This window comes from Clostridioides sp. ES-W-0016-02 (assembly GCF_020641035.1).
In the GTDB taxonomy this organism is placed as follows: Bacteria; Bacillota; Clostridia; order Peptostreptococcales; family Peptostreptococcaceae; genus Clostridioides.
In genome coordinates, this window is sequence record NZ_CP061361.1 from 2,648,682 (window position 1) to 2,661,268 (window position 12,587).

11 protein-coding genes are annotated in these 12,587 nt (G+C 27.2%); 2 read left to right on the top strand and 9 right to left on the bottom strand.

Annotated elements, in window-relative coordinates:
• Window positions 1-159: 159 nt before the first annotated feature.
• From IC758_RS12640 to IC758_RS12655, 4 genes are all read right to left on the bottom strand, one after another.
• Window positions 160-900, bottom strand: coding sequence for an SIS domain-containing protein (locus IC758_RS12640; protein WP_227835759.1), 741 nt, complete (start codon window positions 898-900; stop codon window positions 160-162).
• 2 nt (window positions 901-902) lie between these two features.
• Window positions 903-2,120: a PTS ascorbate transporter subunit IIC gene (locus IC758_RS12645; protein ID WP_255630922.1), complete on the bottom strand. Its 1,218-nt coding sequence runs from the start codon at window positions 2,118-2,120 to the stop codon at window positions 903-905.
• 187 nt (window positions 2,121-2,307) lie between these two features.
• Window positions 2,308-2,586 carry a PTS sugar transporter subunit IIB gene (locus IC758_RS12650; protein WP_227432736.1) on the bottom strand — a complete coding sequence of 93 codons (279 nt, stop codon included), beginning with the start codon at window positions 2,584-2,586 and terminating at the stop codon, window positions 2,308-2,310.
• A 12-nt stretch (window positions 2,587-2,598) separates the two neighbouring features.
• Window positions 2,599-4,518: a BglG family transcription antiterminator gene (locus IC758_RS12655; protein WP_227432735.1), complete on the bottom strand. Its 1,920-nt coding sequence runs from the start codon at window positions 4,516-4,518 to the stop codon at window positions 2,599-2,601.
• A 441-nt stretch (window positions 4,519-4,959) separates the two neighbouring features.
• Between IC758_RS12655 and IC758_RS12660 the strand changes: the two genes are divergently transcribed.
• Entirely contained in the window at window positions 4,960-6,048 is a 1,089-nt protein-coding gene (locus IC758_RS12660) for a DUF2185 domain-containing protein (protein WP_227830696.1), read from the top strand.
• Window positions 6,049-6,243: 195 nt separating this feature from the next.
• On the opposite strand, the gene IC758_RS12665 is transcribed toward IC758_RS12660, so the two are convergent.
• The 5 genes from IC758_RS12665 to IC758_RS12685 form a co-directional block, all read right to left on the bottom strand.
• Window positions 6,244-6,987, bottom strand: a complete 744-nt coding sequence (locus tag IC758_RS12665; RefSeq protein WP_227482780.1) for a DNA alkylation repair protein — start codon at window positions 6,985-6,987, stop codon at window positions 6,244-6,246.
• Complete coding sequence (locus IC758_RS12670; RefSeq protein ID WP_227432732.1) at window positions 6,980-7,570, bottom strand: TetR/AcrR family transcriptional regulator; 591 nt, start codon at window positions 7,568-7,570, stop codon at window positions 6,980-6,982. The genes IC758_RS12665 and IC758_RS12670 overlap by 8 nt, the downstream gene beginning before the upstream one ends.
• Window positions 7,557-7,985 (bottom strand): hypothetical protein, encoded by a 429-nt coding sequence (locus tag IC758_RS12675; RefSeq protein ID WP_227835760.1) that lies wholly within the window; start codon window positions 7,983-7,985, stop codon window positions 7,557-7,559. The genes IC758_RS12670 and IC758_RS12675 overlap by 14 nt, the downstream gene beginning before the upstream one ends.
• A gap of 469 nt (window positions 7,986-8,454) precedes the next feature.
• Window positions 8,455-10,524 (bottom strand): histidine kinase dimerization/phospho-acceptor domain-containing protein, encoded by a 2,070-nt coding sequence (locus tag IC758_RS12680; protein WP_255625596.1) that lies wholly within the window; start codon window positions 10,522-10,524, stop codon window positions 8,455-8,457.
• 195 nt (window positions 10,525-10,719) lie between these two features.
• On the bottom strand, window positions 10,720-11,412 hold the full coding sequence (locus IC758_RS12685; RefSeq protein ID WP_227432729.1) for a response regulator transcription factor: 693 nt from the start codon (window positions 11,410-11,412) through the stop codon (window positions 10,720-10,722).
• Window positions 11,413-12,307: 895 nt separating this feature from the next.
• Here IC758_RS12685 and IC758_RS12690 point away from each other — a divergent pair.
• Window positions 12,308-12,484, top strand: coding sequence for a DUF6530 family protein (locus IC758_RS12690; RefSeq protein WP_227432728.1), 177 nt, complete (start codon window positions 12,308-12,310; stop codon window positions 12,482-12,484).
• Window positions 12,485-12,587 lie beyond the last annotated feature (103 nt).

A 12,587-nucleotide genomic window follows, 5' to 3' on the forward strand; every position in this document is an offset into this window, starting at 1 on the left:
TAATTTATACTATAAGATAAATAAGGAGTACTTTTAATTATCTTTATTCTATGCGATTACCTAATAATAAAAGCTGTAGATTTTACCTACAGCTTTTTTAGATACTACTTATTTACATTGTTAAGACCTTTTGAATCTTATTGAAATACTTTATTCGCCTTAATACTCATAGTAGATTACATCTTTATACTCATCAAAAATCTTCTTATTTAACTCATCTCCTCCATCTATATTTGCACTATAAAAAATTGGTGGGTTCTTTAACCCTCTATTAACTAACTCTTGAGTAACTTGAGCTATAATAGAATTCATCACAGTGGTTGCAATTACAGTAGACGTTGGACTAACTTTTTGATTTAGTCCATCTATTTCTACACAGGCATCTCCCTTTTGACCATGATTATCTATTACTAAATCACACACCTCATAAAGATTTTTTCTTGAAGAATGTCTTGAAGATACGCTCTTTGAATAACTTAAATTAGTTATACATATTACTGTTGCCATCTTTTTTTTAGCTTCTATAGCAAACTCTATACTTACTGGATTTCTACCAGATACTGAGTGAACTATAACTACATCTCCTTCTTTAATTGGAGTCTTATCAGCTAGAGCTGCACCATATCCTTCTAGCCTTTCCATCTTACTAGTGTGAGTTATCGGTGCTGTATCTAGCATTAGAGACTTTGCAAATACTGGATTTATAAGAACACATCCACCTGCCCTGTAGAATAATTCTTCTGTTAGTATTCCTGCATGTGAAGCCCCAAAGGAAAATATAGCACTTTTGTTTTCTATTGCCTCAACAAGGATTTGTACTGCTTTTTCCATATTGACTTTTTCTTCATTTTCTATTATGTCAATTAATCTTTTTATCTCATCTATGTATTTAAATTTCATACTTATAATACTCCTCCAAATAATGAACCTATAAACTTACTGATTATACCAAATAATGAAAGGTCGTTACCACCAAATATTAGTATCCAGTTTTTAATAGTTCCTGAGTAAATTACAGCAGATATTCCTACTAAAGCTACCATAAGTATTGCAGCTACAGCTGTACCTATTATAGCTCCACGTATACCACCTTGCGATTCTCCTATTACTGCTGCTGCTCCGCACTCAAAGAATGAAGTTATAACAAGTGGTATAATTAACATGTTAAATATATTGAAATAGTTACATATTAAAATCATAGCTGTAGATGTTAACATAGCAACTAAAAATCCTATTAATACAGCATTTGGCTTATAGTTAAATAGTATTGGACAGTCAAAAGCTGGTAGTGCGTTTGGTACAACTTTTTCTGATATGCCTTGGAATGCTGGCATTATTTGATTTATTAACATTCTTACCCCATGAAGCATGATTATAAGACCTGCCCCAAAAGAAAGACCTTGCTTTATTGCATATGTTCCAATAAACTCATTAGCATCCTTAAATGCCCCTGGTATTACTATTCCAACAACTATAAACATTAAAAATACTGCCATTCCACCACTTATAGATATTTCTCTAAAGAATGATAAACTTTGAGGTATGTTTATATCTTCTGTAGACTTTTCTTTATTTCCTACTAACTTAGCGACAAACCCTGATACAAGTGCTAAACAACCTGCTGGATGCCCTAGTGTAAAAGATTCATCTCCAATAACGTCAAATACATACTTTCTTAATAACCATGGCATTATTGACCAGTAAAGTGCTGATAGTACTGCTGCAAAAGCTATTAATACTCCACCACCTAATCCAGCTTCAACTCCTGATGCTACAAATATAAACGGAAACCAGTAAAGCATGTGACCTGTTAAGAAGATTGTCTTAATAGGTGTAAATCTTGCTATCATTAAATGAAGAGCTAGACCTACAAACATAGCTAAACCTATAACTCCTCCATAACTTGCAGTAAAAGTAACATCACTTAAACCTTCTGTTACCGCACCACCACTTATACTTTGGAAAGCTCCATTAATTGGTGCTATCGAACTGACTAACATACCTGTTCCAGTTTCCATAATTATGATTCCAAAAGCTGCAAGTAATGCCCCCTTTATAACATCTGATGCTTTCTTTTTCTGTAATATAAGACCAAATGCTGCTATTAATCCAATTAGCATAGACGGATTACGTAAAATATTATTTGAAATAAAATCAAGCATTATATTTTTTTAGTGATAGGTTAACTATTTAAGTTTTCTACCACTAAAATCCCCCTCTCTTGCTTACTATATTTAATTTCAGTAAGCTTTTATTTTATGTCGATTAACTTAAATTTACTTTTAAATTTACTTTTTTAAATTTATACTATTTCTTATCATTTAAAAAGGTTTGAACAACTTCTGTAACTTCTGCTAAGTCCATATACTTCTTAACTGGATATACTGGTACATTACAAGTTCCTTTTAATTCATTTAATAATTCTTGGCTTGTAAATATACAGTCACAATCAGCTCCTCTAGCTGAGTTTATATCTGTATTTTCTACTTCACCTTCTATACTTAACTGCTTTAAAACCTTTTGTATTGTCATTTTTAATACCATTGATGAACCTACACCAAATCCACATACTGCTAATATTTTCATTTTAAATTCCTCCTAATTTTGTTTATTTATAAGTTCTAGTATTGAGGTTTTGTCTCCATTAATTATTAAATTTATATTTTCTTCTTCATACATCATTTCTGAAAGTGATGCTAATGCTCTGATGTGAGTAGTGTTATCTATAGCAGCTAGTACCATAAATATATTCACTGGCTTTCCTAATAAATCAACCTCATCTTTTACTATAAGTAAAGACATGGCAAGTTTGTTTACCCCTTCTTTAGAACTTGCATGTGGTAGAGCAAATCTATCAGCTAAAACAATATAAGGTCCATACTTTTCAACTGACTTTATCATATTTTCTATATACAAGTCTTCTATAGAGTTGTCTTCTAACAATGGTTTTGAGGCTATTTTTATTGCTTCTTTCCAATCTTTAACATTTTTTATTATATTGACCCTATCTTCATTAATTAATTCCTTTAACATTGGTTGATACATCTCTCCTTCATCTATCTTATGTATTATGTTTAATAAGTCAGCTTTTAGTGATTCTTCGTTATTAATAACTCCATTTTTTCTTATCGCCTGTATTATCAGTTCAAGATTGAAATACTTCTCATTTTCTTTTACACTTATGAGTTTGTTCATCAGTAATTGAATGTCTGATGTTGTTAAAAGAGGATTCACAACTATTACATTACTTACATTTTGTATGTCTATGGTTGTAATTATGTAATCATAGTATATATTTACTTCTTTTAGTTGCTTAATAGATACTATACCTACTATTTCTATAGTTGGTATGTATTTGTATAGCTGTATTTCCAAACTCTTTGATACCATAAGACCATTAGGACAAACTAGTAAAACTTTATTCTTTCTTAGACCATTATCTCTAGAACCTCTTAAGTATCCTCCAAAATATGCTGCTATAAATCCTATTTCTTCTTCTCTTATACCTTCAAATACAGGAAACTCTTCTTCATTTTCTATAATTGACTTTATAATCTTATAAAGTGACTTATGTTTATACTTCGTTTCGTCTAGCATAGGGTTGCTAATAGGAAACTTAAATCTTATTCTGTTGTAAGAAGAATGCAAGTGCCTTAAAATATTTTTTTTAAACTCATGTTTACTTTCTAATTTTATTGCTGTATTTACTTCAAACTTGTCTATAAGTTTATCTACATATTCTTCAACAACATCTTCCTTAACTTCACTATTTAAACTAGGAAGTGAACTTACATAAGCACATACATAGGCTTGTTCATTTTCATTAGCTTCTTCACACAAAAGTTCTTTACAATTATTAAAGTAACTAATTTTTTTAGCTTCATTTAGATATTTATAAGAATACAAGGTTTTCCCATCTCTTATTCTTTTATTTAGAAACTTTGTAAACTTAGTTAAATTTAATAAAGAGTAATCTGTAAGGTTTATGCATCCCTTTGTATCAAAGTCAGTTACTTCCTTACTTATAGAATTAATTTCTAATACATTTTCTTGTGTAAGTAGCAAGAAAAGTTCTCTAATAACATATTCATCACCTATTACTTTGTACTTTCCCTTGTACTCTAATTTTAGTCCCATTGTTTGAAGGTGCTTTTTTATATCAGTTATTGTTTGTACTACTGTGTTTTTTGAAAGTAACATTTCATTTGTTAGTTTTTCTATTGATATTTTTTCATCATGTAATATCTTGTTTAATATAAAAGTTTTTCTATATTCACTATCTAGAAATTTATCTTCTTCAGCTGAAATTATTTTTCTTACATTACCTAAGTTACCTTCAAATATAAATTTGTGCTTTATATTTTTTATATTACCTCTTTTTCCTAGTTCTTCATTTATAGATAGGATATCGTAATAAACAGTTCTTTTTGATACATTAAACTTTTCTTGTAGCTCTTGTGATGTTACATTGTTATTTTTAATAATAAAATCTAATATTTTTTTAGCCCTTTCCTTCATACTGCCTCCTTAATTTTATTATCTATATTTTACATACATAGTGCCATACCAAATAATTGCACATGATTTTACCTTATTCTATAATTTTGCACAGTTTAACCCTAATCTAAAAGATAAATGATACTAAAAAGTATTTTTTAAAAAATATGGGAATGGCATAGATTATTTTTTCAAAAAAACAATCTATACTGAGTAAAAAATCCCTAAGTTGTGTCTACTTAAATAAATAGTACTGTAATGATTTAATACAATCAAATACAATTATTACCATACAGATTGAAATAAGTATCTTTGCTAAAATCAGAAAAACACAGAATTTAGTATGAAGGTATGATACGATATATTTAACAAATAAATTGAAAGATAACAAATCAACCATCAAATAAAATAATGTCTATTATATTTATTATCAAGAAATTTTTGAAAGTAAGGAGAATTCGTATGGAACTGTTTAGCAAAAATAAAAAAGAAACAAAAGTCGAAAAATCAGAAGTAAAGCAGTATATTACTGGGGCAGGTGGCTGTATTGTCAGCAAATCGATTCTCAATGGAACATCAAAACTGAGGTGGCTTTTTAGAGAGCATAGTGAGTTTGGAAATGGATGGATTGCTTTTGGTGATACAGATACACAAGAGTATGTAGACAATCCCAAGAATATGGCAATTGTAGATTTTAATACACTTATTAACGTTGAACCAACTACTTTGAATATTTTTTATATGCCCATAGGAACTGATTTAGAATTTCACTCTAATAAAAGTGGAAAATATTTTATTGATACAAATACAGGAAAAGAAATTAGAGAACAAGTTAAACATCCTGCTCAAATAGCATTTGAAAAAAACCTAAAATTTCTAAATCAGGAAAACTATTCAATAGAATTCTTTCAAAGCTTGTTTCAAAGAAGTGAGAAACTTGAACCATTCATTATAGGAGAAACAGATTTCCCAAGTGGAGAAGTTGTCCTTGCAGACCCTCTTGCGTATTTAGGTAGTGAATATATGACTTATTTAGAAAGAAAAATACCTGTTGGAAGTTATTCGGTAGAAATTTCTATCTGCCATTCTAAAATTGCAGGACTTAGAATTGCAGCATCAAGATTGATTATCAATGACAAAAAACCTATCAAGTATGAAATTGCAATGCCAAAGGGAAAGAAATGCGAAGATTTTGGAAAGTCAGGAGCATGGACTTTCTTTGGTGTGGATACAGGATTAGCCTGTTTTTCAGACGCAAAAGTTGCAAAGGAGTATAGTAATTTTATAACAAAATGGCAAAATGAAAATCCAGGTAAAAACAAATATAATGATTATTTTGCAACACTTTTTCAAAAAAGTCATGAAATGCATCCAAATTTACAGAATAAAAATGGCAATTTCTTACTTTTAAAATTACCACAAACATCCTACAGATTAATTATGTTCACAAGCGGTATAGGTGATGGTATTTACAGCGGATATTGGGGGCTTGATGCAGATGGAGAGGTCGCAGAACTTGTAATCCCATTTATGAATCCAACATATTTTTAAGATATTAGGTTGATTATCAGTTTAAATTTATCATTAATATTAGTATTATACACAATATATGTTTGCCTCTATAAGAAAATATTTTGAAAAATACAATTTTCTTATAGAGTTTTTTTATAATTACTTTTTAATTACCTTTTTTCATTAGAAAGATATCATCTTTAGACATATTTTTGAATATAAATACTACAAACATTATTTCTTTTTATTTTTTGTTCTTGAAGCATGCTTAATAATCCATTGACATTCTTTTGTTATATTTTCTGTTTGCCAACTAGAAATAATTAATTCAAATTTATCTTGCTCTTCTTTGTATAAATCATTTAGATTATTTGCTACACTCTTTTGAATTGTTTTATCTGTATCATTTTTTAGATTAGACAATAATTCAAAATAAGTATCAAAGTATTCTAAGGCAACATACATTTTTTTTGCCCATGGCAACCGTATTCTGAGGCATTCACTGGCTAATCGACGAACTCTTTTATTACTATCTTTACTCCATTTTAAAAGCAATTCCATAGACTGTTCAGGAAAATTATTTATTATAGTACGCATACAATATTCACTAGTAAATCTTTTTGTCAACTCCTTACTGAAAGTTGTACTTACTTCAAAATTTTCTCCACCAAACTTCTCTACATACTTTCCAATGGGCCATAACCAATAACCCTCTGTAAACATGCCTAAACTGCCTTCTAACTCTGGACCTAATATATTCTCAAAAACATTAATAGTATCTGAATAGTTTAAATTGATAGACTTTTTTAAAGCATTTGCTAATAACTCTTGCCTTTCATTGAATTCTAACAATTCAATAGTTGGTTTTGTTAGTGAAAAAAACTCATTAATAATAAATTCTGGATATACTGATTTTATTTTTTCAGCTAAGAAGTTTACATATTCAATGTCATAGTAGTCTTTCACTTTCTTAGCCATCTTTTCTAAACCCTGTCAATAAATGAGAAATCGCTTTATAAACTTGATTTTTATCTAAAATATTGCTTTCTGCAAGAAAAATAGATAAATCATTTAATGCACCAGAAATCATATGTGAAATCATATGAATATCAAACTCTATTAATTTCCCATTTTTTTGTGCAACTAAGAGTTGTTCTTCCAAAAGTAAAACAGAATTCTCATTATCCATTTTTTTCCACTCTGTCCATTCTATAATATTGGGTGCTTCGATTAATAATATTCTTTTGTTAGATTCTAAAGTAGCTGATTGTACAAATCCAACACAACCTAAAATTAACTGTTCCCATATATCTTCGGATTTCATAGCTTCTTTTTCTACATTTAATCCAACTTCATACTGAACAAGATTTAAAACTGCTTTAAATAGATTTTTTTTATTTTTAAAATGGTGATATACTGCACCTCTAGTCATATTAGCTTCTTCTGCGATAGCTTCTAATGATGTCTTCTCATAGCCATAAGTAGAAAAATGATTACGTGCAATAGCAATCAAATTTTTTGTAGTATTTATAGATGCTAATTCTTTTTTATTTTTGTTCATTTTCTTTACCCGATTTCTTATAATTTTTAAGATACTCATTTGATGGCGGAATTATTTGAATAATATCAACCAAAATTTTACTTGGAGTTTCAATAATAAAATGTCTTTGTCCAAATTCTTCATTTTTTATATCTAATAAAAGTGATGATTTTTTTCTACTAATTACTTCTGAATATACAGTGTTTACGTCATTAACTTCAATATTAAGAATAAATCCTTTACACTGTTTTCTATAAAGTTTAGGTATTGAATCATGTGAACTATCAATCAATGCCAACTCAAATTCATCATTGTCTTTTAAGTTAATATACCAATCATTATTAAAGGTTTCCTTGAAATCAAATAATTCTATAAAAAAATCTGCTTCTTTTCTTATATCATTGCACATTAGTACAGGATAAAAACTATTTTTCATAAAAATAATCTCCTTTATATTTGGTATCATCAATGTAACATACGTACAGTATGTATGTCAACTACTTTTGAATAAAGGAGATTGAGAATTTATTTTAAAAGAAATATCTAAATTATCTTATAATCTTTCAGTTACTATCATTTTTGAACAACAAGAGTGGGGCGAAAAAATACATTTCAAATGATTTAATTTTTATTTCAAAATCTATTTTAGATTTTCATGACATAAAAATATACTCCCTTCATAGCATCAGTTGTTATTATTTCAACTGTATACTTATAAAGGGAGTATATCAAAATTTCCAGTAATATTGAATAAGAAAAATATATTTACACAAATATATCTATATTCTCATAAAATTAATTAAAAGTATTCCTTTCTTTAAAAGTACCTATATAATTGTTTTGTAAGAAACCTTTCAATATCTTAATTTTTCTGTGAAAATTATATTATATCTTGAAATTTTATTTTAATCTATCTTTACTTCTTCTTCATATTTTTGAAATTCTAAATTTGCTTTAAACAAATCTCCATCTATCTCTATATAGAATTTTCCACCTTGTAAGTTTACTAAATCTCTTGCAATAGCAAGTCCTAACCCACTACCTTCAGTATTTCTTGATTCGTCAGCTCTTTTAAATCTTTCCATAATTTCACTTGGGTCAAAATTTAACTCATATGAAGATATGTTTTTCATAACCACCTTTACATTTTCACCATTTTCATAAACATCTATATAAACTCTAGTACTTTCTAAAGAATATTTAGCTATATTTGATAATAGATTTTCAAAAACTCTATACATTCTTCTTCCATCTGCCCATATATACACTTTTTCATTTGGAACATTTAGTCTTATACTTAAATTATTTGTAGATAACTTTTCTTCTAGTTCACCTATACTTTGCCTTAAGAGTTGCACCAAATCAATTTTACTAATTTGTAACTCTATATTTCCACTACTTACTCTACTTGCTTCAAATAAATCCTCTATCAATAATTTTAACCTCTTTGACTTTGATTCTAGTACATTTATATAATCGTTTATATATTCTGGTTGTATAGAATCTTCTTTTTTAATTAAATCTACATAATTTATTATAGAAGTAAGTGGAGTTTTTAAATCATGAGATACATTAGTTATAAGGTCAGATTTCATCCTTTCACTTTTTACCTGTTCTTCTATTGCTTTATCCAGACCTTCTCCAATATTATTTATATTTTCTGCTAAAGATGTAAAATTATCATTTCCACTAATTTTTATCTTATAGTCTAATTCACCATCTTTTATTTTTTCGGTACCTTCTATAACATAACTCAAATAAGAAAGCCTTTTGGTTATATAAAGTGCAAAACCCCAAAATATACATATAGAAAATAACAATCCTAGGCTCACACTTTGAACACTAATTACAATTGTTAAAACCAAAGATATTATTACTATACCAATAACTTTTCTTGCTAAAGATACTTTTTTTATAGCGTTAATGACCTCCCTTACAGTTTTTATTAACCATAAAATCACCCTTACTATAATACTTGACTTAAATATACATATTTTATTTTCTAAATGACTTAACTGAACAGTTATAAAAAATATATTATTTGAAATTAGTAATGATGCTATAGAAATTAGTAATATAATATAAATATCATAGGATGTATCAATAACATACAGAAATAGAAGTATTATTGAGGTAACTATTATTACTGCATTAAATTCCATAGGTATTTTATTGTATATTAATAAAAATACATTGTCTTTCTTTAATGCCTTGTATTTAATTCGTTTACATAATATAATGGACAATAAACATATAATAGCTAAAATTAAACTAGCTACAAAAAATAATTGCACTTTTTCTGTAGCTTGCTTAAACGTTTCAAAGTTATTGTATACAATTCCATCTTCAATACTTAACTCTTTAGGAAAAGATACATAGGCTTCAAAAGCTTTATCCATACCATTTAGTTTTAAATCGATATTATTTAATTCAGATTTTTTTCCATTTAGTTTTTTAGTATAGGAACTTTTTTCTACTCCTTCTATTATTTCTACATCACAATAACCCTTTATGTTTTGCTTAAATTCATCTAAATCATTATATATTGTGTTCGTATAATACTCTCCTGTATATGTATTTCTAATATACATTTTTACATTTTTTAAAGAGTCTAAGTATTCTATAGATGATAGTTTATCATTTACAAAGTTATCATAATCATTATTTAAAGCAACATTTTTTCCGTTTCCTTCTGATTTTGAATCCTCATAATTTAATTTAAGTTTTTCTTCTTTGGTGTATCCACTACTTACAGATAGTTTCAAATTATATAATAAATCTTGAATTGTACTTTCATCAAATATATTGCTGTCATAAAAATCATCAGATATTCGAAAAATTCCACTATTTGTAGAAGTTTTTTGTATATTGTGTTTAGGTTCAGCAAGTCCTATTGATGCAAATAGTATAGCTAATGGAAACGAAATAGATACTATTATTAATGCTACTAACTTTAATGCTCTATATTTTTCCAAGTTGTTCACCTCATCTACATCGTCAATATCTTATATAAAATAAAATTCAATACAAGCATAATTCCCATAGAGTACACTAAGCTACTTGAGAAGAAGTTAAAACATATAAGAATTCCTAATATTTGTGTAAAAGTAAAAACGACTAAAATCAAAATGCAATTAAATATTAAACTCTTTTCTTTCATAAGTTTTCCGCTAAAATTTTTCAATCTTATAACCAACTCCCCACACCACCTTTAAAAATCTTGGTTCTTTTGGATTTATTTCAATCTTTTCTCTTATTCGTCTAATGTGTACTGCTACTGTATTTTCTGAATTAAAACTTTCTTCATTCCATACTTTTTCGTATATCTCATCTATCGAGAAGACTCGTCCTTTATTTTCTAAAAGAAGTTCAATTATTTTATATTCAATTGGTGTCATTTTTATATTTTCGCCATCAATCTTAACTTCTTTTGTCAATGTATTTAGCTCTAGAGCCCCACTTTTTAAAATTTCTTTACATGTATCTTCATAGTTACCTAAGGTTACATATCGCCTTAAGTTTGATTTTACTCTAGCTACAAGTTCTAATAGATTAAATGGTTTTGTTATATAATCGTCAGCTCCAATGTTTAATCCCATTATTTTATCTGTATCTTCACTTTTTGCTGAGATTAAAATTATTGGTATATTTCTTTCTTCACGTATTTTTACAGTTGCTTTGATTCCATCTAATTTAGGCATCATTATGTCCATTAAGATTAGATGGATATCATTTTTTGTTATTACTTCTAATGCTTTCATTCCATCATATGCTTTATGTATTTTAAATCCTTCTGATTTAAGATATATCTCTATTGAATCAACAATCTCTTTATCATCATCTACTACTAATATATTGTACATATTTTCACTTCCTCTATTGTATAATAATCCTTATATTTATTATACAATATCTTTCACTCCCTTTCTCAATAATGACTAAATTGTTATATTGTATTATCTTACATTTTTATAATTTTTCTTTATATCTATATAATAGAATATAAATCTTAAGAAAATATTATCCTAAATCTTAAATATTTCTTAAGATTTAAGATAAATTGAGGTTTATTTGAATTAATTAATTTGAATTATGTTGTTTTCAGATTACTTTCATTTAAGTATTTTGATTGGATTCAGCTGAATTAATGTATATAAATTCTTATTGAGTAGTTTTTATTTTCTAGGAGGAAGAATGGTGGAAGAATCATATTTTACTAATTTTCTTCCACCATTCTTCCTCCCGAATATAATTAGAAGCATTTATTTCACTGCAATAATAGCTACTTATTTAAATTCAATTTTTATACATCCTATCTACTATATACTATACATATCCTATTAAAATTTATATAAACAGAAGATAAACTTATTTCATTTTTTTAACATGTTCAGAATAATAAACAAAATGAAGGTAGAAAAAGTTATAATTTCATACCTTCATTTTGTTTATTATGTATCTATTTGTCATTTTTTTATTTCAAATTCTTAAAATATTCTTCGAGTTCAATTAATTTATCTTCATCCACTATCACTAAAGTTTTTCAAATAAGAGAATTTAGCTGAATATATCCATCTAATTTTTACCATATAACCTATATGAATTGCATATACCTTAGTTGTATTTTTTATATAATCTAGTTATTTCAATATAATTACTAAATATGTTACTAATAAATTTATTTATTTTATTGGCATTTATTATATTGTTTATTAGAATGAATTTAATAAAATTTTTAAATAAAAGGATATTGATAAAATGAGAGTAGCTGAGTATTTGTCACATAAACCTATAGTAGCAGTAGATAATCATGATAGAATTGATGGAAAGTATGCAAACAATTCTGATGCAAAAGCTTTGTCTTTAGAAAAACCCCAAAACAAATTGAGCATTTCCAATACTTACACATATACAACTCTCTTAAATTTGCAGTGAGTGGCTAATAGTGCAATTGATAACACTTATCAAAGTCTCTCAACACCTTATATTCCAACTGTTAAACTATACTTTAGTAGAAAAATCGCACACTACAAAACTT